This window comes from Legionella nigrisilvae (assembly GCF_977063395.2).
Genome location: NZ_CDRUGZ020000019.1, coordinates 187,619 through 210,004 on the forward strand (window position 1 = coordinate 187,619; position 22,386 = coordinate 210,004).

A 22,386-nucleotide genomic window follows, 5' to 3' on the forward strand; every position below is an offset into this window, starting at 1 on the left:
CTTTCCCAAAACTTTTCAATTAGGGACCTTATTATATCCTTTTAGTGTGTGTAAATTAAGCATAAAGTGGATTGTGTGGACTACTTTTCCCTCATTTACAGGGCGCGAACCTGTTTGCTTCTAACATCCAACTTAAGGTTTCTTCTAAAGTAAAACGGGAAAAGGAGCCTATAATTTGCTCAAGTTTTTGTTTGCATCCTACTAAATGCTTGACCTCATTGCTGCGAACAAACCTAGGATTTACGCCAATTTCCAGACTATGCCCTGTTAATTTGCTCAGCATGGAAAGTAACTGCTGCAACGAGTATCCTTGACCAGTACAAATATTAACAACTTCATTTGCAGTTCCGCCTACTTCTATAAGTCGTCGGTATGCGTGGACAACATCACGAACGTCAGAAAAGTCCCGCACGATGTCTAAATTACCTAATTCCAAAAAATCGGCACGCTGGGAAAAATGAGTAACTACTTTGGGTACCAAAAATAGAGATGATTGCGCTACTCCCGTATAATTAAATGGACGCACGATCGTAATGGGAAGCTCGTTCATCCAAAGTTTTGCCATCTGCTCCATAGATAACTTACTAACTGAATAATCATTGATCGGGGCGGCGGGCGCCGTTTCATCAATGAATTCGCGCTCTGTATTGCCATAAATATTTCCACTGCTGGCCAAAAGAACCTGTTCTGGAGGTTTTGATAATTGGGTTAAAGCCTCCAATAGATTCCGAGTACCGATAATATTCGTTCGATACATTGTTTCCGCATTATCCTGTCCTATAAAAGAAACCGCTGCCAAATGAACCACCACTGTAGGCTCTATTTCTTTAATAATATTGCTCAGCTCAGCTTGATTTAAAAGATCGGATGAAAAATAATTCATTCCTGGAATCGGATGAAGCGGTAACCGTTGGCAAAGACCGATGACATTCATTCCAGCACGCAACAGTTCCAAAGAAAGATAGTGCCCGGTAAACCCAGAAGAACCGGTAATCATAACCTTCTTCATTATAAAGTTACCCCACGCTTATTTCGTTCCAGATCTGCTTCTAACATCATTTGACATAAATGTTCTAAAGATATTTTAGACTCCCACCCTAATTTTTTTTTTGCTTTGGAAGCATCCCCAATGAGCATATCCACTTCAGCGGGCCGATAAAATTGAGGGTTAACTTGAACTATGGTCTTGCCGGTTCGTTGATCAATAGCTATTTCATGGGCACCACTTCCTTCCCAAGCAAGATCAAAATTTGCCGCTTGTGCCGCTAAGTTTACAAAATATCGCACGCTTTCAGTTCGTTGAGTTGCTAATACATATGTATCAGGCTCATCTGCTTGCAACATACGCCACATCCCATCTACATACTCTCTTGCAAATCCCCAATCCCGCTTTGCATCTAAGTTCCCTATTTCTAAGACATCGAGCATTCCTAATCTGATTTTTGCAATACCGTTGGTAATTTTTCGTGTAATAAATTCACAGCCTCGCAGAGGCGATTCGTGATTAAACAAAATGCCACTACAGGCAAACAAATTGTAGCTTTCACGATAATTAACCGTCATCCAATGAGCATATAATTTAGCAACTCCATAAGGGCTACGAGGATAAAACGGAGTTAATTCAGTTTGCGGTAGGGTTTGTACTTTCCCAAACATCTCCGAAGTACTTGCTTGGTAAAAGCGAATCATCGGATTCACTATCCGAATTGCTTCTAAAATATTTAAAGCACCAAGCGCGGTAATTGAAGAGGTCATAATAGGTTGTTCAAAAGAAGAAGTGACGAAACTCTGTGCTGCTAAGTTATAAACTTCTGTCGCTTGGCTTTTCCTAAGCAAGCCTATAATTGAACTCAAATCAGTTAAATCGAATTCAACTAAATGTAAATTTGGATGTTTATCGATACCTAATTCTTTAATTCGCCAAAAATTAGTTGCACTAGCACGTCGATAAGCTCCATAGACGATGTATTTTTTTTCCAATAGTAACTCAGCCAGATAAGCGCCATCTTGGCCGGTTATCCCAGTAATCATTGCGATTTTAGGAGAATTATTTAGTTGCATAGCTCCTCCTGTTCTGGTACTTCTTCCTTCTTAATCGAAAACTGATTCCAATCTGGTTCACACTGTTCTGGTGTTAATTGGGTATACCACTGCCCATTGAAAAGTACTTCCAAAAGTTGTTGGGTACTTTGTTCCCAAGTTAGCCATGGCATGTGTTCCGATAAAATATGGGTCTTTTCTTTGAAATTACCCACCCAAAAAAGAATTGCCTCAGCCAAATCAGTGGGAGCATTGGAATTAAAATAGGTAGCATGATTTCCTGCCACTTCCCGGAATACCTTAAGATCACGGGCTATGATAGGAAGTTTATATTTTGCTGCCTCAATTAAAGGCAAACCAAATCCTTCCCCTTCGCTTGCAGCCAACATACACGAAGAAACGGCGTATAGCTTTTCTAAATATTCATCACTCACCTGTTCCAGCCAGAATAAATGTTTAAACAATTCCGGGCTTGTGCGCAATTTTTTGACAAGATTATCGACTTCCCATCCCTTCTTTCCCACAATGACTAAATTAAATCGATGCCCTTGCGACCAGAGTAATTCAAATGCCTTGAGTACTTGTTGATGCCCTTTTCGTGGTTCAACCGTTCCAACCATAATAAAGGTTGGATCTTGTTTTAACTGTTGAAGTAGGTGTTCTTCATGACTATTGATCCCATGGGTTGGCAATGAATTTTCAATATCCGCTCCCAGGTGAAAATAGCCTATCTTGAAAGGACGGGCGTGTTCTGATTTAAAACTCTTTAAGTAGTCACACACATTATCAGCCACTGCTTTAGAGATACATAATGCACCATCGAACATGGAAATCGTGTTCATCCAGGCTTGGTGCATTTTCTCCGTTTTAGGAGTAAACATTTCCGGCATTAGAATGGGGAGTAAGTCATAAATAACAAAATGAATAGAAACGCCCTTTCGATGCAAATTCAGCAGATATTCTTTGTGTCTAGGAACAATACTGGGGCTTAAATCCAAACCTAAGAAAATATCCCCGGCATTTGCATCAATAGGTGAGTCTTCAAAATTTTCAGCAGAACACGCTAATAAATTAAGTGTGAAGTTACGGGCGTACCGATAAGTATGGCTCTCAGAAGCATAAACAGGCTCCACTCTATAACCGGCTGGAGGAGACTCCAATAATCTTTTTAAAATACTTCGTGTCACTCGTTGAATCCCTGATTTTACATCTTTAACAATGAGTACCGACACATCAATAAAGAATTGCCGTGTAGGGATTGATTTGGAAATAGACTGAGCCACATCTCTGGCTAATTGCATTAAATCGCGTGTATTTGGAGAATAAGATTTTAGTTGGGCTACTGACTTACCTAATGAGAAAATATCCGCTGAAGCGAGATCATACATTTTTTCAATGGAATGATAATATTTCTGTGCACAATCATAGGGCGCATGCTGAGTTCTTATATGTTTTTGAGCCAAGTCGCCCAGAGCCAATCGTCGATGTTTATCGTTCCAGAGGAGTTCTAGGGACTCTGTTAATTGATGATCAGTAAATTCTTCGGGTATCTTCCACACGCAGTGGTCAGGTATTTCGCTAAGACTACCATGTGCATTGATAATTGTAGGAACACCATAATTCATACAATCTAATACGGTTCCAGATGTTTCTCCCCGGGAGTTTTTTCGCAGTTGAATCGCTAGATCCGCCGCTGTTAAATATAACTCGTACGTTGGATTATCACACCATCCAGTAATAGTTATATTTGCCCCTGAACCCGCATTAATAGCGGTTAATAATTGGTTCTCATAAGAACTGGTAGACTGGTTTTCTCCTACAAAGATCAGCTTGCACTGTTTACTGTACACAAGCTCTGAATCCAACCAAGCCTTTATTAATCGATGGTTTTCTTTATTAGGCCCCAATATTCCAAAACTACATACTAAAAAAGCATCGGGGTTTAGACCTAATTGTTCGCGGGCGGCAATTTTATCAACGAGTTCGACAGGTTTTCTTAAATGGGGAATAACCGTCCATTCTCTTGCCGTATTGAGGCCATAAAAATGGTTTGCTAGATAACGAGAATATTCTGAATGAACAATAACGCCTGTTGCCTGTTGTAGGATGCGAAGGTTACATGGATATTTAGAGAGGGCCTTATCATGATCATTCACTCTATCAAGACATCCTTTATACCCATGGGAATAATATAATTCTAAATTTAATAAATTCTTGGTTTTATTCTGATAAGCGACATAATCGATAATACCGGATAGGAAAAAATCATGCAGTACAACAATACCAGGTATTTGTTGAATCAACTCAAACATATGTTGATGGAACATCGAGTTACCAAAATGATAAATCACTCGATCGTAATAACCAAGACCATTCTCCTTAAACCATTGAACTGAGCGAATGTGATGATTGGCTGTAATCCAGGAGTCATTAACCTCCTTTTGAGCGACAACAACTTCAATTTCATAAAATCGACTCAAAAAGGGCAAAAGTTCTGCACTATAATAGCTTATCCCACTACGTTCTGGGGGCAGAGGAGAAACATAGGCTAACTTGGGTCGTTGGTGTGAATTAAACGAGATGCCTTTCTGTTTCTTTTGTTTAACTAAGGCTTCTAATGCGTTAATCGCTTTGCGAGCGCTAATATCCCAGGAAAATAATTTAGATTGCTCCAGTGCCGCATGTTTCAATTCACAGCGAAAATCATCATTATCTAATACCTTTAAAAGCATATTTGCTATGGATTCATCGTCGCGAGGATCAAATAGATTGTCCTCTCTACCAATCACTTCTGGGATACTGCTGGTATTCGACCCAATTACCGCTTGACCACAAGACATCGCCTCAAGAACAGGTAAGCCAAATCCTTCATGCAGTGAAGGAAACACAAAAATTTTGCATAAATTATACAAGCTCAATAAATCAGTGTTGGATACAAATCCGGTAAATATTAATTCCTCAATAGCTAAACCCTGGGAGGCAGCCAATGAAAACAGTTTTTTCTTTTCCGAATTATTAATTGAGCATACCACCACCAATTGATGTTCATCACGAACGTCCTGAGGTAACTTCGCATAAGCCCGAATTAATCCTTCAACATTTTTACGAAAATCAATTCCCCCTGTATATAAAATAAAGGAGCGAGTTAAACCAAATCGAGCTCGGATCTCATCTTCTTTGGTTATCTTGATGGGCTTAAAATAATCATCTACTGCAGAAGAAATATTGATAATTTTGTCTTCTGAAAAATTTAAGTATTTTAAAGCTTCCTTTCTTGAATGTTCTGAATTAGATAACAATAGGTCTGCCTGTACCAGAGATTGAAGTTTTGTTAAATACCATTTTTTTATTTTTGAATCTTTTAGATAATGATCCGAATATACCAGGGGGATTAAATCGTGAAGTATGACGGCTACAGGTATTTTACTCAATCTGCCAATACTCGTAATCACACCCCCATCATTGGTTCCTTCAAAAAAACTCCCAATAAGAACTACATCGGGCTTTAAATGAGCCAGGAATGCCTCTTGTAGCAGCTCTGCAGTTTGATGAGACCAATTCTGTTCACTTCTAGATGCATTACGAGACCACACGCGAATATTCTCCGGTGGCAATATTCCCTCAAATGCGGTTCGTATAGGAACGATAGTTTCCGGAAATTGTCCATTAAGAGCAATAAACAGCTCATGCTCTCCACGATTTCTTGCAATCGCTGACGCGAGAGAAAGTACATAACGACCAATACCCCTAAAACGAGTGTGAGGTGTTTGAGCGCCTTGAAGATCTAAGACAATACGCATAACCACTCCTTCAATGCTTTCCATATGCCACTATCTTCATATAAATTGGAATTGAACCATACCTGAATCCCATCCAAGGTGGTCATGCCCGTTAGAGAATAAAGCTTCGGATTGAAATCAAATTTACAAGGTTTCTCATGAAGTAAAATCCATTTGTTTTGGGTGAACAGCTCTAACAATTCGCCTTCAATTGCTCGACTATGAGTTGCTACAAGCGTAAAACGAACTTTTTTATTTAATGAAGCTATCGAATGTTTTATTGATTTAAATTCGCCACCTTGAATATCAAGATGGAGGTAATCAACATGGTTATAATCATTTAAAATATCTTCTATCGTATAAGCTGGAACCTGCTTCTTAGGAAGCTCATATCCACGATAATCCTCTGCAGATGAGCTATTCGATACAGCCCCACCCCAGTCACCAATTCCATTTGCCGCATAAAATAGTGGCTCGTTGCTCTCACTAATACCCCCATAAATACAACGGGTAATAATCTGTTTTCCGGGTTTAATTACATGCTCATCCCATGTAGGAAGACCATTTTTAATAAAATGAGCCTTCATCAACGCAATTCGTTCTTTATCGGCTTCCACACCCACAAGAGTAATATCAGCTATTCCGTTTTGTTGAGCAATTTTAGCAGCGAATACTAACCAAGGCCCGTAGCCGGCACCTAACTCAATGCATACGAATTGGTTTTTAGCAGATTCTACTGCTTTGACAGCAGCGATGTATTCGAGCGCTTCTGCATGTAGCGTGTCACATGGAAAAGGGAGCCTACCAAGAGTGTGTTCATGGTGAGTATTATTAATAGAAAAAAAAGCTAAATCGGTTTTAATGCCAAAATAGTCTGTATAAAATCCTTTTTCCAGTTCTGAGTGTGGCTGATGATATTTTTCAAGTCTTTTTAAATCTTCAAGATTATACCCCAAATAAATCTGATTTTCTGTTAAATCCGTTTTCCAACAGTTGGTTTTTTCTAACATTATGCAATCCTTTATTTACATCTAATTCAAATAGTTTACAAAGTCTTTTGATGCTTATTTACTAAGCACCAACGTCAATGCATTGTTTCAGTCGAAAAAAAATATCACGCTCATGTTCCGATAAATGATTTAATTCGAATTCAACTTTATTTGTATTTTGGGCTAATATCTGTTGCCTGATTTTATTATTTTGTCTTTCATAAACTCTTCTAAAGTACGATCCAATCACAGGCCAATTTTGTCTTTTATAGCAGCGCATAGCCTTATTAAATCCCTTTATACGAATTTTTTTACTTTGTCCCTCAGGGGATTTGATTAAGTCTTTAAGTATTAATAACTTATTTTCGCCTCCATGCAGACGGGACAAGTAATACTTCATACCCTGTGGATCAGGTTCTCTATTCAATGCGGCAAGATAAGCATGATAAATAAAATCCTCTCCTTGTCGATGCAAAAGCACTTTGATAGAAGTGGCGTGTCTTATTGAAGTTTGAGTATTATGCTGCTGCATTTGCATCGATGCTTGCTCTATTCTACGTTGCTCTTTCTGCTCAATCAGTTCCTCATTTAAGGCGTTCATTTTTTCATGGGCACTATTTAATTCATTTTTTAAATTTTGAATATGTATTTGCTCTTTTCGTCGATATTCTTGTTCTGCAATGAGCCCATCGCTGAGGACACCTATTTTTTGGTTGGCACTATTTAATTCAAGCTGTAAGTTCTGAGCATGTACTTGTTCCTGCCTACGATATTCTTTGATTGTAATTAGTTCTTCGCTTAGGGCACCTAATTTTTGATTCACATTATTTAATTCAGTTTGTAAGTTTTGAACAAAGCCTTGCTGATGAGTTAGGTATTCTTTTTGTAAACCCACCTCCTGGACCAAAGCATCTTTTTCTTGTTGTAAACGTTGCATTGCGTCTTGCTGTTGTACTTGATTTTCTTTTGCTAAATTAAGTTGGTTTGCTGTTTGCTCCAGTAAGGTATTAATTTTTACCTTATAAGTCGCGAGCAATTCTTGACAAAGCCATGAGTTCTCAGTGATTTGCCATCGATCAAATATATTAGGGGGGCTCATAAAAGCATTAAGGAGTTCAGGATGTTCTTTGGCAACATAAAAACGATTGAGTCCATCGGAATAAACAAATAGATAATCGGCTGCAATCAGCAATGACTCCCATTGGGCATGATTTGTTTCAGGTGAATTAGGAACTGTCGCTTCAATTAATATTATCCAGGGGCGTAAGCTCGTGGAATCCCAACCGCTGAGAACTTGTTGCTCAAACCCTTCAACATCAATTTTCATCCAATGAATATCGTGCACAGTTAATGTATTCATAGCTGCTTGCAAGGTGAGCGTTGGCACTTGTACTTTATGGAAGGGTAAGCCTAATTCCTGGAGATGAGTTTCTGCAATGTGGTCGATGGCTGTACTTAATCCGGTTCCAGGAATAATATTAAAATCAAGTAATCCATTAGAGTCAGAGAGCGCGATTTGTAACACGGTTTCATCCGGTCGTTCGTTTCGCAATAGTTCAACAAATTCAGGGACAGGCTCAAAGTGAATGCCACGCCATCCCTTGTCGTAAAATGCCTTACTGACCGAGTCGATTATCGGATGTTGAGCACCAATATCAATATAGAATCCTTTCTGCACATGCTTTAGTGCGCGCCACAACATGATGTCTTCAAAATTTTGTGCGAAAGACATGAAGCTCATAAAAATCCCTTAATTTAATGCTATGCTGTTAAATTGACTTCTTCGACGTATACAATAGTTCTTCCGGAGAGGGCTCAAAAGTATAAGTCTTGTCCTATTTTTGTGAATCCATTATACTTTTTCAATTAGAAATAACAATCGTTTTAGCTCAAAGTTGAAGACTCTATCCCATTAGATTTTCTCTATTTATCGTATGGAAATTGCCATTAAATAGGATTTTTATGTCGTTGCAAAAGGACTCATTACTCAAAATACAAGCTCGGGTAATTGGCGCGCTGCTTATGCGGGAAATCTTAATTCGCTATGGTAGACATAATATTGGTTTTTTATGGATCATCGTAGAGCCCATGTTATTTACCTTGGGAGTGACTACATTATGGACATTGACCAAACTCACCCATGGTTCGAGTTTACCTATTACGGCTTTCGCACTTACTGGGTACTCATCAGTACTTGTGTGGCGAAATACAGTGACTCGTTGCACCATGGCAGTACGTGCGAATCGCAGCTTGTTGCATCATCGTTACATTAAAGTACTGCACTTGTTTTTAGCACGCATTACGCTTGAGATTAGTAGCGTGACAATGTCGTTTTTGATTTTATCCATTGCGTTCATCAGTATGGGATTAATGGATTTTCCGGATAATGTTTTAACGATTTTATGCGGTTGGTTATTGCTTATGTGGTTCGCTGTGGCGCTAGCCTTGCTGATTGGTGCGATTAGCGAGCACTTTGAAACAGTTGAGCGATTATGGCATACCGTAGCGTACTTACTTTTTCCCATGTCGGGTGCAGCATTCATGGTCGACTGGCTACCTGAAAAAGTGCAATCCATTGTTTTATGGTTACCAATGATACATGGTGTGGAATTAGTACGAGAAGGATTTTTTGGCTCCACGGTTCATACTCATTATTCAATTCAATATCTGTCTTCTTTTTGCTTGATCTTAAGTCTATTCAGTCTTGCGATGGTAAAAGAAGCGAGTAGACGCGTAGGTTCAGAATGATTCATATCGATAATATCAGCAAGGTTTATCCCGTTCGCAAAGGGGTACGTACCGTGCTCGATAAAATTAATTTAACCCTTGAGCGTGGTCAAAAAATAGGGATTTTAGGACGCAACGGCTCTGGGAAGTCAACCTTAATCCGTCTAATTAGTGGTGCCGAAAAACCGAGTTCAGGAAAAATACATCGGGAGATGAGCGTTTCATGGCCACTCGCTTTAGGGGATGCATTTCAAGACAATCAAACAGGACTCGATTGTATTCGTTTTATATGCAGAATTTATGGGATTACAAAAAAGCTCATGAACGAAAAAATCGAATTTGTTAATGATTTTGCCGAACTGGGTATTTATTTCCATGAACCTATTAAATCTTATTCCTCTGGAATGCGAGCGCGGTTGAGTTTCGCAATTTCCATGGCCGTTGAATTTGATTGTTTCTTAATTGACGAGGTGGTTGCAGTGGGCGATGACCGGTTTCACAAAAAGTGTTATGAAGAATTATTTGAAAAAAGAAACGATCGAGCGCTTGTTATTGTTTCTCATGATCCAGCTTATATAAAAACCCATTGTGAATCAGCAGCGGTGCTAAGCAATGGCCGGCTCTATTCCTTCGATAAAATAAATGAGGCATACGATTTCTATCAATCAACACGAATCAATGCACCCACTAAAGAACATGTCATTGCGGGTTATCGTTTTATACTCGGACGCGAACCTGAAAATGAATTTACGATTCAATTTCAACAATCGGCCTGTGAAACCGTAGAAAAACTAAGAAGATGCTTATTTTCTTCTGAGGAATTTAAAAAGCAATTATTCCACGATAAGTTTGAGGTGTTTTCAGATACACTTCACTCCAGCACCCCCCAAGAAGAGGACATTATGCTGGCATTTAATCTCCTTCTTGATCGTGATCCAGAACCAGATGAACTGAAAAAAATCAAAAAATCAAATAGTTCATTTGAACGATTACGAACTCGACTCCTGGAATCTAAAGAATTTCAGTTAAAGCTCAAAAGACTGTCTTTTTAAGTACAAGGCCTGGTAAGTGGCTCAAAGAGGTTTTTCCAAATAACATCCCTATTGAGCTAAAAATGCAGTTAATTTTAGACTGACTTTAAGAAGCCGCTATCGTTGCTGCATATAAAAATGGATTTAATGGCGCTGTAGCCGTAGCTAACACCCCCAGGAATTTTTGCAGTTCAGCCATCGGAGCATTCGATACATACAGAATATCATGATCCTTAATCGGGAAACTTTGAGCCACAAAAAAACTCCGCGGGTTTTTTAAATCCAGTCTATAAATCACCGGTACTCTACCCTCTGCGGTGATGAATCTAGGAGGTCTTGGCCAATGAATCGCCGTAGCCTGTTCGAAACGGAAAACGAACACGCCACTGATGTTTGCTCGGTGATCCTGTAGACCGCCTGAACGTCCCAGGGCTTGAGCTAAATTAATTCCTTGGGCCTCAAAATTAATTTCTTCACTTTTTCCAGTTGCCCCTAGCACTGTAAAGCTTTTAGATTGAAATAAGGCCGTAATTACATCCCCTGCTTGCAATACAATATTTTGTTGGGGATCACGGATGATAATATCTAGAGGTAAGGAATGTACTTTTTGTCCTCGGGTTACTTGGATCATGGTTTTATTTACTGGGGTTTTTACCCCTTTCGCAGCGGCTAATGCATCCAATAATCGCTCTTTACTAGGCGTTAATGGCAAGCGCCTACTCGAAACCACTTCGCCTACTATGGTCACTGCGGAGGTAGTATTTTTAGCAAGACGTACCAACACCTGAGGTTTATTAGCTTTACCTTTTAATGCACGTCGTATTTTATCTTGGATTTGTTGTACAGTTAGCCCTGCAACATGAATCGTACCGGCAAAAGGAAAACTTATCGTGCCCTCTTGGCTAATCACTTGGGAGGGTAAGGTGTTCATTGGGCTTGAGGTCTTTCCAGAACTCCCAACAAGGGTTGGTGAAGTAAACAATGTTGCTGGGGGTATTTCCCAAATGGAAAAATCAAGCACATCTCCAGGACCCACACTATAACGATTGGAGTGATTTGGTTTTAATGCATCAGAAAATAAATAATTTTTATGGCTTCGTGCTAATTGGTGGGTAATATCGGGAGTGATATCAATCAATTGAACATCACTATTTACGGGTTCAGCAGCCTGCTTTACTACTCGTGCACTGGGTCCACTCGACATCATGGTACAGCCTGAAGAAAGTACGCAGAGAACAACCAACGCTAAGCAAGACGGTTTAATCTTATATTTAATAATACGACGGTGCATAAACTCATAATCCTAACAATTAATTATTCCAAATGCTCTTTAACATTTGCAATCAGAAGGGATAGTACCCCCCAAGTAATAAGTCCCAAGATGAATATTGAAAAAATATTCCTACTACGATTCGGTTCAAATGAATTATCAGGCTCATTAGGATGAGCAATCATCTCTAAATATAATTGTTTGCGCTGCGCTTCGATTTGGGCTTTTTTTAATGAAGATAAAGCAAATACCAGTTGTTTATAGGCAAATTTTTTATTTAAAACCAATCGTTCATAACGGCGTACTTTGTTCGTGAGCGAGGTGAGATTTCCAGTGACCTTGTTTTTTTCCGTATTGATTGATAAACGTAAAGTTTCAATATTTTTTCGTAGTGAAGAAAGGTAAGGGTTACGCGGGGCCAAACTTTTAATTTGAGCTAATTGACCTTTTGCAGCAACCAATTCAGCTTCCATTTTGGATACATGCTGAAGCCTCATCGCCGATTCACGATTAGGATCAAAAACACCTTGAAAACCTCGATAATCCGACAAGGCGAGACTGGCTTCTTTTGCTTTTTGAATTGCGGCATCTACTTCTGCTTTTGCAAAATCAACATAATCTTTTCTTGATTGGATATTAAAACGATTAATAAATTGCTCAGCCAATTCCAACAAATATTGATTCATTTGATACGCATCTTTGGCGGTAAAAGCGCGCACTTGTAAGGTTGAAATGGAAGATGAGGAGTCAATGACAATATTGATTCGATTTTTATAATAACGATAAAGTGATTCAAAGCTAGAATCCACACCAAGTAATGCAAAACGGTGAAACCAATCAATCTTGTGGTCGCTATAAAGCTTTTTTAAATTAAGTCGGTCGTTCAGTTCCGACAATGCATCACGAGACAAGATATAATCATGAATACTATAATCTGCCTCCTCTGCCTTTGATAAAGGCGTCGAAGACAGTAAAGCAGATAAACCTAGGTTAACTGGAGGTTGCCCTGCTCTGCGCACAATAAATCGCGACTCAGACACATATACATCGGAAGCAAGGAAGCCAAAATAAAAAATAGACAATAATGTAGGAATAATAACTGTAAATACGAATAACTTATTTATTTTGTTTAAAAAAAGGGAAGCGCTTTGAAAAGATGATTTCCAGGGTAATGCAGTCACGGATGATAATCGATTAAATTGCTTCAAACTAACTCCTTTAGTTTTGGATCGATCTGGAATATTTCCTTTTTTTCCCCGCCTAGGTCGCAAAATATAGGGCTTAAGGGTATCAGCTTAACTTTGTGCCACTGAGGTATGCCGCGTTTTGCAAAAACAGTTCAAAACAAAGCTACAATCCAATCCCTTCGAATATACTGGGAATGGAAAATCTGAACTATGCCTTTAAAAGGGTAATTGGGGACATTCTACTGTCCTTAATTAAAAATAACAATGCAGGTAAATCAAGCACCCACAGACTAGTTCTGCTTATTACTAACTTTTAAAAAGAATTTATTATATTTTTGAACAATCAATCCTGCAAATGAATTATCTAGTTTAACTTTTTTATAAAAACTACCATTTAGTTGGGTTCTGGTGATTAGAAAATTAAGAAATTTTTTATACAAATCGTGATCGACAACCGTATTCAATGCTGATGTCCAAAAATCATCTAGCAATCCTTGATAAGTCAGTCCGGGAAGATTGTAAAGACACTCACCACAAACAAAGGTAGGCACTTTATGGTGTAATGCAGAAAGCCCGACTGAACTATTAATTACCACGACCCCAAGGGCATGCTCAAGTAATGAAGGTAAATGCTGATCATGGATGTATGCCACGCGTTCGTTTATTTGCGCTTGAATGGCCAACCGTTTAATTACATCTGCATAATCCACATATCCTCTATCCATAGGATGATGTTTAAATATGAGAAAGGTCTCGTTCTTCGATGATCGTGCAAAAGAATTTATAATGCACTCAATAAATTGTTTCACTTCTTTGAACTCGGAATGAGCTGTTACTTGATAATCAGAACAAACTTGCAAGGGAACTAAAAAATAGCGCTTACTTAATGCACCTAGGAGTTGTTGCTCAATGCCCGCTTCTCGCCATTTATACCAATGTTTCCTCCTTGCAGAACGCATCCATGCCAGTCCCTCTAAAATTTTAAGTGGCCTATGGTGAACATTTTTGCTAAAAAGACACCTGCCTAAAGCACCTATCGTAAAATAGCAGAATCCATACCAGATCATTTGCCAATAAGCGCCCTCTATTTGTTGTTCCTGATAATATTCACAGTACTGCGTGTCAGTTGGCTGAAAATGGGTAATCGCATATGAATTTGCATTGACCCCCATATACTCCAGAGTCACATAATTAGGTCTAATATAACCTTCTTCGAACACCCCAACGTCTATTTCATGTTGCGTTGCAATTTCAATAGCAACCCGATGTATCGGACGACAATCCCCATATACAAAAATAATGTCTATTGCAAAACGCTCTAAAAAATGTTCTAACCATAAAGGCCACTCTGCCAGACTTTTTCTATAGATCACTGCGCCAGACAAGAAAAAAAAGCAATCGCCTGCATTGAAGTTAATTTTATATACCTGCGCTCCTTGGGCTTTTAAGTCTTTCGCCAAACGAGCAAAGAAAGGTCCGACCGGTCCTTGAAGCAATAAAATGTTTTTACCTTGAAAAATAGAGGTAGAATTATTTTTATACATAAGTTCCATAAGTTCCTTTCCTGAAAGTAAGTACATAATATACAGAAAATAATCTTGGGATAAGAAAAAAATCGAGAAATTTGGTTCCACCTCTACAAAAAAAATTTAATCTTTGCCTCTCGCGTCTCGAATCTTTCTCTTAATTTTGGTTCATGGTATAAATGTTCTCGTATATGTATTGCAGTATACAGGCAGCATCAATGGATCATATTGTTCAATTGGCATGGATGTCTTTGCAATGAAAGTTCCCCCAATTTCATAAGCAATCTCAAGCTTAAATTGATTCATTCGGTGTTATTATCATTTTCCTATTATGTAGTCGGAATCCTTTAACATGATTAAAACACATGTCTTGTTTGCTTTATATTGATGTCACTCGTTTAATTCGAAGGCAATTGCAACAACTAAAACCAACCGGGATTGATCGGGTGATGCGTGCCTATTTGAAGCATTATCAAAACTCCGCAGGTGGTGTTATTTATTATTTTGGACGACTTTGGATTTTATCTGAAAAAGAATCCAAATATCTCTTTCATTCATTGTTGTTTGACCGTTTAAAGCCTAGAAGTTTCTATGCTTTCATCATTCAAGTTGTATTAAGTAGATTTTTTGAAAAAAAGCAGGATGGTATTTTATTATTATTAGGACATAGCAATTTAGAGCGCCCTCGATACGCCAAAGCCATTGAACGAATAGGACTGACCCCTATCTTCTTTATTCATGATTTAATTCCGATAACTCATCCTGAGTATTGCCGTGCAGGAGAAAAAGAAAAACATATTAAACGAATGATTCATGCCCTCAGCCTAGGAAAAGGCATTATTGTGAACTCTCAAGACACCTATAATGCTTTATTTAAGTTTGCACTTTCATTAGAAAAAAACCTACCCGCACTATGCATTGCAGCACTAGGAGTTGATTTACCTCCACCGCCGTTGTGTTCACGAACACTCGAGTCCCCTTATTTTGTGATGCTTGGTACGATAGAACCGCGAAAAAACCACCTAATGATACTTTATGTGTGGCAAAATTTAATTGATCGACTAGGTAGTAATGCACCTAAACTCATTATTATTGGCCGGCGTGGATGGGAGTGTGAGCATATTACTCGCATGATCGATCGTTGTACCAAATTACGTGGCTTTGTCTTTGAATGGAATCAATGTTCCGATCAAAAATTATCCTCATGCTTGCAACATGCTCAAGCACTCTTATTCCCTTCCTTTGTTGAAGGATATGGCTTACCCTTGATCGAAGCTTTAAATGCCGGTGTACCTGTTATTGCCAGCACAACACCTGCCCTTATAGAAATTGGTAAAAATATCCCAGAATATCTTGACCCCCTAGATACAGTGCAATGGATGAATACCATTTTGAATTATGCGCATTCAAACAGTACGTTAAGACAAAAACAAAAATCACGATTAATTGGCTATAAAGCACCGAGTTGGAGGAAGCATTTTTTGAGTGTGGAACATTTTATAAAATCTATTACACAGCAAAACATCGCAGGCTCTAAAGTTAGTCCTGCGATGTCTACAGATCATGACATCACTAGCAGTAAGCCCACACTGAGTGATTCAATGATTTATGCTTGGCGCATGCCTTATTGGAAGAGACCAATTATCCAACGATTTCTTACAGATCATGCTATCCGCTTTGTGCGTAGGGTACGCGCGATTAAACCTGAGAGCGTCCTTTTACTTTGGGGGTCGAGTCGGGCCCCATCTAAGCTGGATAGTACAGTTTCAATAGTTCGATTAGAAGATGGCTTTCTGCGCTCGGTAGGTCTCGGTGCCGATCTGACACGCCCATTATCTTGGGTTATTGATACGCAAGGAATTTATTACAATGCAACAAGCCCCTCAGATTTAGAATATATCTTACAATACTCTACTTTCGCTGAGCCATTATTGGAACGTGCAGCCTCTTTTCATCAACGGATCGTCGAGTTTGGGGTTACCAAATATAATCTACAAGGACAAACTTGGAAACCAACTACTCATGGCAAACGGATCATCTTAGTTCCCGGACAAGTTGAAACCGATGCTTCCATTGCTTTTGGAACTGGGATTATTAAAACAAACATAGAACTACTTCGAGAGGTCCGCAAAAAAAATCCTGACGCGTGGTTAATATATAAGCCTCATCCAGACGTGGTTGCAGGTTTGCGAGCAAAAGGAGTCAATGAACAAAACTCGCATCAATATTGTGACGAATATCTTGAGACAGTTTCTATCGATCATCTCTTAAAATACGTGGATGAAGTACACGTTATGACCTCTTTGGCTGGTTTTGAGGCGCTACTTAGGGGCAAAGAAGTTACATGTTATGGATTACCTTTTTATGCGGGTTGGGGATTAACAACAGATATGATGAATACCCCCCGACGCACTCGACGGCTAAAATTAGCTGAATTAATTGCAGGAACTTTATTACTTTATCCGATGTACATTAGCTGGAGTAAAGGAACACGAGTTTCCCCCGAAGAAGCTTTAGAGGAATTAATCTTGGGAAAAGAACTCAAACCAAGGATGAGCGCTACATTTTTTAGAATCTGTTATCGAATAGTACGCAGGTGGACAAAGCTCTATAAGTAATTCCGTCCTTGCTCCTTACAGATCAATCTAGATCTTAGAGACAAAGCGTGATAATTAATAAAAAGACTATATTAATTCAGCTTAATAATCATGAACATGAAATTTTTTTTCCGACAATTCTTTATTATGCTCAATTTTTTTACCCTATTTTCAAACAAAAAAACGTTTACGGGTCCTCTAGGCAATGTTATTGCTAATTACTGCGGCTTACATGTTGTTCGGATTATTCTGAGTGATGTAATACAATTTATAAAAAAGTTACCGTTTTACTTATTAGCACCTAAATCAGCTTTTGAGTTTAATAAAAATGGTCTATTGATCCTTGAAAATTTTCTAGATCCTCAAAAGTTTCTGTTAGTCCAAAAAGAAATTGAAAAACATATAAATCAATTGCCTCAAGCGCTACCTAATCTCGAACAACAAATGTATGGAGATAAGTTAAAACGAGCTACAGGGTATGATCGTTACGATGGTGACACTTTAAATCGTTTTGATCATGTTCCCAGAAATTCTATGGTGCAATTTGTTTTTAAAAACGCACGCATGCATCGCTTAACTCTAGCTTTATTTGGTATGCTGAATACACCGATGCGTTACTTCATGTATACGTTGTGCCATGGGGATGAAGCCTCATTACCTGACTCCCAGAAATTGACTCATCGTGATACATTTCACCACACTTATAAGATTTGGTATTTTACTCATGATGTAGAATTAGCTTCCGGTCCTTTCGAATATTCTACTGGAAGTCATGCCTTAACTTGGAAGCGTTTACGTTGGGAATATCGACGCAGCATACAAATCTGCTCTGACCAAACCATGTCGCGTGGAGGGGCATTGCGTATATCGGATGAAGAATTAGCAAATATGGATCTTAAACCACCACAATCTTTATGTGTGAAAGCAAACACGATGATAATCGCAAACACCCGAGGATTTCATCGTCGCGGTTTTGCTGAACAAGGAACAATACGTACGAGTGTTTTTGGTTATTTCAGACCTTTAGCTTTTTTCCCGCTGGTACATCCGTGAATAGTTTCGACGTACTATTTTAAGATTTTCTTATTATTAGATGCTCGAGGCAGCGACGATCCTAAGGGAATCGAGGCCGAAATTGAGAATACTCACCACCTTAGTAGCAAATACGTAGCTAGAGTTCCCAATTTTACTTTAAGATGCTCGAGATTCCTCTAGAACATCTTCTTACGAGATCTGTGAGAAACAAAATTAGTGTTTCGGACTCATGCCTTTCGCTTGAAGCTCTTGAAGGGCAGCTTTATTTTTATGTACATTTATATTCATCCCGGCCAACACTTCGGGGGTCTTGGTAAATTGGATATCAGCATATTCGATTACCTGAATATAATTACCCCAAGGGTCAAGGAAATCCAAAAATTTTCCGTCTATTAATTCCGCTCCAGCTTTTTTTGCCAATTCCTTGACCGTGGCACGATCATCGACCACGAGACCAAAATGACGTAAGTTGTCTTTATGTGAATTAGAGCTTTTCATTAACGCTATAAATTGATCTCCTAAATCAATAAAAGCGTGATGTTCATCTTTACCGCGCAAAGTAAAATTAAAAATTTTGCTATAAAACTCTAATGCTTTTTCCACATTACCCACTTCAAGGGCGATATGGTTAATTCCTATTAGATTTGCTTTTTCCATAGCGAGTTCTCCAGTGATTTTATAATAACAAATAATAGTCTAAGAAAATAAATTTCTTAAAAACTCGCTATAGATTTTTAATTCATTCATCAATTAGTGCACTATAAAAGACTGGTCTGCCAAAATTAAGAGGTCATTTTTATATGCAGTTAACAAGTGCTCGGTATCGTTTTCCATAATATCTTTCAATCCAATAAAGCATCCGAAAAAAATATAATGAGGTTATTTATAACCCATCGTCGTTTTGTCCTCTTCGGGATTGATATTTTTAAGCTGCGTAAATAAAAGGTCTACCTTCTCATACAATTGCTTGTCAGTCGCTGAGGGAGCTTGTAAAGAAGCGGTTTTTTTCTGAACTGCTGAAAGAACCGATGTAAGCTTATCAACAACAACCGGGTTATTGCGAACACCAATAGAAAAATGATCCTGTAAGGGATGCTCTTCCAAAACATCGATAATGCGACTGATTGACTTGGCATCAAAATGAGGTCGTTCTAATAACGCCTCAATAGCGAAGCTTAATGCTGTCGTGGAGTAAGAATAGCAATTGGATTGATACATGTTGCACATTTGCTTTTGGTTAATGAGTTGATCTGCAGAATCAAGAAACTTATTAATTTCTGGCTGAGTGAACGAAACTCCTGTTGGATAGCCAACAAAGTTGTATCCCTTACTTAGGTATCTTTTCTCATTGTCTTTTTGAGTATGGAACGTTACTCCATTTCGCAACCACTGGGAGAAATCCCAGGGGCTTTGACGTCCATATACAGAAAAAGTACCATTCTTACTGTTTTTTAAAGCAATAGCTGAATGTCTAATCGGCATGCCAGGAAGCGGTAGACCAGGTTTGGTCGCAAACATTAATTCAAAGGTGTCCTCTGTGGACGCATCCTTCAAGGAACACATTTTTTCGGGTTCTATAGGTTCTGGGCTCAATGAAATTGGCTGTTCTTCCTTAGCCTCTTCGTCCTTAGTCAGTAATTTTTGAGATTTATTTCTCATATGAAACAGAGCATACCGGCTAAATGCAGTCGCCTTATTCGAATATGCTATAGGACCTACTAACTTGGTTAACTTTGTAAGCATGCCAACTCCCTTTAATGCCAATTCAACACAGAGTGTACTTTATTTAGTTATCTTTAACACAGTATCCAGCTATCGTCAACGGCAAGCGATGGGAAAATAAAATTCACTATAGTCTATAATAATACAAAAATAGCATTAGAAATAGATTCTTGGAGGTAACAATGTTTACTCTAATAAGTCGACATGCTGGCAAACTAATAGGTACATCAGGAGCCGGGACTCTTTACCTTGCTTATGATACCTACAAATATAAACAACTGCAGGAAAAAATGACCGAACTGCAAATGTCCTCTCCAGAAGATCAGACTATTATTGACGCAGATCAAAAAAATTGGCTCCTATTAGGCCGGCAAAGTCCCGGTTATGTCCGAGATACTGACAAAACACCCAAGCAACATTTACATCACAAAATAAATTCGAGTACTCTTTGGTTTAAGACATTGGGGACCCAATTAGATAATGAAAAACACTTTGATTTATTTGTAGGCAGTGATTTCGTGGTTGAAATGTTTGCAAAAAAAGGAAAAACGCCAAAGGTACGGGTTCAACCCGAAAAGATGCTCAGCGATGACTTAGATACGATTAAAGATGATGATTTATTTGAAGTGGGTTTTGCACGGAAACAGGGCTTTGCAGATATCACCCAAAAATCTCCTTTTTTTCACTCATCTATCGCATTAAGAAGAATTAGTAAAGATGATGTTGCTAATTCAGAATTTGTGGTGGTTCGGGGAAGCGAAATAAAAGAGGTCATAAACAGAACAAATAAAGCGATTTGTGACGAACAATCGTGTAATCTTTTTAGCTCCAATTGTTATTCAGCATCAACCTATGCCAGTGCAGAACTTATTAAGGTAATCGATGAGCGCGTTATAAAAGCAGAAGACAAAAAAGAAGACTTGAAGGCAATTTCTGATGTACTTTCAAGACGAGCACTTGACAATTTTGCGCGTGGGGTTAGTAATAATTCGGTAGTTTCCGATCAATTGATTACTCAAATACCCAAAGTATTACAAAAATATGGGCTAGTAAATACCGAAAAACCCAAAACTCCAGATGGACCCACGTTATAAAATAATTACCATAAATCACAAGTATGCCTTTATAGGAGGTAGAAGATGAAATCCAGTAATATGTTTACAGTAGATGAAAATATTTTGAAAAGCCTTGGAGCAGATACTTTGAAAACGATTAGAACCAAAGGAATCCAAATGGAAGCAGAGATTGCTGCGAAATTGGAGGAATTAGAGTCATTGGTTGTGGAAGGAGTTTCTAGTGATGGTCTTGCTAAAGCCAAGGTGGATGGAACACATCAAATTATAGAACTTTCTTTGGATCCCTCCTATTCAGAATTAAACAATAAAACAAAAACATGTGCGCTGATGACTGAGGCAATAAATGATGCGATCTATAAAGTTAATCTAACCATCGAAAATGAAATATCTAATATAAAATATAGATATAGCGGAGAGGTTATCAAAAAATTATCTTAATCGTGTAATATATTTATTTGCGGTAATTATTTCGGTTCTAATGTATTTTTAGAGCGTTGATCATTTGCTTGGTCTTTATCCGTGTCTTCCTTGGTCGTGTTCCAAATAGATAAACCATGTAACGGTGAGGATTTTTTCTCCATAGATGAATCCTGCATCGTTAGGCTGGATTGGATCGCATGTTGATAGAGTTTATAACTTTTTAGGGCGTTATATAAATTCGCCACATGCCGATTAAAGCCGGCCCCACATGCTCCAGATAATAAATGATCGATATCTTCTACGAAATTACATCGACGTCCCGTTACGGCTGAATAGCTGCTGATGGGACCGTTGTTGGAGGTCAGAAAAATAAGTGGGTTCTTTTCTACTTTTTTTAATTGATCAAGATGCGTTTTAAATGCGGCGAGAGGTTCATGCAATTCAGCAGTAAGTTTATTCTGATCAGCACTCAAGAGCGTGTTTTCGAGAATTTGCGAAGCTAGAACCAACTTACCCATCAGATTTAAAGTAATCTCATTTACCCCATCAGCATATTCTTGTAACCCAGCAAAGATAGGGCTATTTTCAAATGCACTGCGGACGACTTGATGGGTTAAAAGCTGGGTAATATCTTTTTCGCTGAATAAGTTCAATGCCAATCCTTGCTCTAAATCTTTTGCATTAGATGCTTCCAGGGGTTCTTTATTTTTAAAATCTCGAAATACACCCGCTAGTTCAGAGGGGTTTTGGAAATCCGCAAATACCCAGTCTCCAGAAATGAATTCGGCGATTTGATTAATATCGTACGCATATCCACTTTCAGAAATAAAAATGTTCTCTTCAGGGATATCCATCAAATCTGCTTTATTTTTAACCGCAACAGTCTTTCCCATTTTCTCATTATCTTAGCTCGTCAAGGACAGAGTCAATTCAACTGAGTAATAATTAATTATACAACAATTTACATCAATTAATTTAGCTGGTATT

Annotated in this window: 17 protein-coding genes; 6 read left to right on the forward strand and 11 right to left on the reverse strand. The window is 38.4% G+C overall.

The genetic code is table 11. The features are described 5' to 3' along the window. Positions 1–91 precede the first annotated feature (91 nt). The 5 genes from ACWTE2_RS05875 to ACWTE2_RS05895 form a co-directional block, all read right to left on the reverse strand. On the reverse strand, positions 92–1,009 hold the full coding sequence (locus ACWTE2_RS05875) for a GDP-mannose 4,6-dehydratase (protein ID WP_454784582.1): 918 nt from the start codon (positions 1,007–1,009) through the stop codon (positions 92–94). Next, positions 1,009–2,061 carry a GDP-mannose 4,6-dehydratase gene (gene gmd, locus ACWTE2_RS05880; RefSeq protein ID WP_454784583.1) on the reverse strand — a complete coding sequence of 351 codons (1,053 nt, stop codon included), beginning with the start codon at positions 2,059–2,061 and terminating at the stop codon, positions 1,009–1,011. The genes ACWTE2_RS05875 and gmd overlap by 1 nt, the downstream gene beginning before the upstream one ends. Continuing rightward, a complete protein-coding gene (locus ACWTE2_RS05885) occupies positions 2,052–5,840 on the reverse strand; it encodes a glycosyltransferase (protein WP_454784584.1) in 3,789 nt (1,262 codons plus the stop codon). Before ACWTE2_RS05885 ends, gmd begins: the two co-directional genes overlap by 10 nt. Further along, the gene (locus ACWTE2_RS05890; RefSeq protein ID WP_454784585.1) at positions 5,825–6,829 is read right to left on the reverse strand and encodes an FkbM family methyltransferase; all 1,005 of its coding nucleotides are present in this window, start codon (positions 6,827–6,829) and stop codon (positions 5,825–5,827) included. Before ACWTE2_RS05890 ends, ACWTE2_RS05885 begins: the two co-directional genes overlap by 16 nt. Before the next feature lie 61 nt (positions 6,830–6,890). Beyond that, positions 6,891–8,540: an FkbM family methyltransferase gene (locus ACWTE2_RS05895; protein WP_454784586.1), complete on the reverse strand. Its 1,650-nt coding sequence runs from the start codon at positions 8,538–8,540 to the stop codon at positions 6,891–6,893. Positions 8,541–8,770: 230 nt separating this feature from the next. Between ACWTE2_RS05895 and ACWTE2_RS05900 the strand changes: the two genes are divergently transcribed. Together ACWTE2_RS05900 and ACWTE2_RS05905 are read left to right on the forward strand one after the other, a co-directional pair. Further along, on the forward strand, positions 8,771–9,556 hold the full coding sequence (locus tag ACWTE2_RS05900; protein WP_454784587.1) for an ABC transporter permease: 786 nt from the start codon (positions 8,771–8,773) through the stop codon (positions 9,554–9,556). Then, positions 9,553–10,587: an ABC transporter ATP-binding protein gene (locus ACWTE2_RS05905; RefSeq protein ID WP_454784588.1), complete on the forward strand. Its 1,035-nt coding sequence runs from the start codon at positions 9,553–9,555 to the stop codon at positions 10,585–10,587. The genes ACWTE2_RS05900 and ACWTE2_RS05905 overlap by 4 nt, the downstream gene beginning before the upstream one ends. A gap of 85 nt (positions 10,588–10,672) precedes the next feature. On the opposite strand, the gene ACWTE2_RS05910 is transcribed toward ACWTE2_RS05905, so the two are convergent. The 3 genes from ACWTE2_RS05910 to ACWTE2_RS05920 all read right to left on the reverse strand — a co-directional run bounded on the left by ACWTE2_RS05910 (position 10,673) and on the right by ACWTE2_RS05920 (position 14,576). Next, entirely contained in the window at positions 10,673–11,857 is a 1,185-nt protein-coding gene (locus ACWTE2_RS05910; protein ID WP_454784589.1) for a polysaccharide biosynthesis/export family protein, read from the reverse strand. A 23-nt stretch (positions 11,858–11,880) separates the two neighbouring features. Then, positions 11,881–13,044: a KpsE/RkpR family capsule polysaccharide export protein gene (locus ACWTE2_RS05915; protein ID WP_454784590.1), complete on the reverse strand. Its 1,164-nt coding sequence runs from the start codon at positions 13,042–13,044 to the stop codon at positions 11,881–11,883. Between the two features lie 269 nt (positions 13,045–13,313). Further along, positions 13,314–14,576 (reverse strand): capsule biosynthesis protein, encoded by a 1,263-nt coding sequence (locus ACWTE2_RS05920; protein WP_454784591.1) that lies wholly within the window; start codon positions 14,574–14,576, stop codon positions 13,314–13,316. 338 nt (positions 14,577–14,914) lie between these two features. Between ACWTE2_RS05920 and ACWTE2_RS05925 the strand changes: the two genes are divergently transcribed. Further along, positions 14,915–17,167 carry a capsular polysaccharide export protein, LipB/KpsS family gene (locus tag ACWTE2_RS05925; RefSeq protein ID WP_454784592.1) on the forward strand — a complete coding sequence of 751 codons (2,253 nt, stop codon included), beginning with the start codon at positions 14,915–14,917 and terminating at the stop codon, positions 17,165–17,167. Positions 17,168–17,257: 90 nt separating this feature from the next. Then, positions 17,258–18,199 (forward strand): phytanoyl-CoA dioxygenase family protein, encoded by a 942-nt coding sequence (locus ACWTE2_RS05930; RefSeq protein ID WP_483099543.1) that lies wholly within the window; start codon positions 17,258–17,260, stop codon positions 18,197–18,199. A 195-nt stretch (positions 18,200–18,394) separates the two neighbouring features. Here ACWTE2_RS05930 and ACWTE2_RS05935 read toward each other — a convergent pair whose 3' ends face one another. Both ACWTE2_RS05935 and ACWTE2_RS05940 read right to left on the reverse strand, forming a co-directional pair. After that, the gene (locus ACWTE2_RS05935) at positions 18,395–18,838 is read right to left on the reverse strand and encodes a VOC family protein (RefSeq protein WP_454784594.1); all 444 of its coding nucleotides are present in this window, start codon (positions 18,836–18,838) and stop codon (positions 18,395–18,397) included. 222 nt (positions 18,839–19,060) lie between these two features. Then, entirely contained in the window at positions 19,061–19,924 is an 864-nt protein-coding gene (locus ACWTE2_RS05940) for a hypothetical protein (protein ID WP_454784595.1), read from the reverse strand. Between the two features lie 161 nt (positions 19,925–20,085). On the opposite strand from ACWTE2_RS05940, the gene ACWTE2_RS05945 reads away from it, so the two are divergent. Together ACWTE2_RS05945 and ACWTE2_RS05950 are read left to right on the forward strand one after the other, a co-directional pair. Continuing rightward, complete coding sequence (locus ACWTE2_RS05945) at positions 20,086–20,997, forward strand: hypothetical protein (protein WP_454784596.1); 912 nt, start codon at positions 20,086–20,088, stop codon at positions 20,995–20,997. Positions 20,998–21,042: 45 nt separating this feature from the next. Beyond that, a complete protein-coding gene (locus ACWTE2_RS05950) occupies positions 21,043–21,417 on the forward strand; it encodes a YbaB/EbfC family nucleoid-associated protein (protein ID WP_454784597.1) in 375 nt (124 codons plus the stop codon). Positions 21,418–21,443: 26 nt separating this feature from the next. Here the strand turns inward: ACWTE2_RS05950 and ACWTE2_RS05955 are convergent, their stop codons facing one another. Further along, positions 21,444–22,292, reverse strand: a complete 849-nt coding sequence (locus ACWTE2_RS05955; protein WP_454784598.1) for a hypothetical protein — start codon at positions 22,290–22,292, stop codon at positions 21,444–21,446. Between the last annotated feature and the right edge of the window lie 94 nt (positions 22,293–22,386).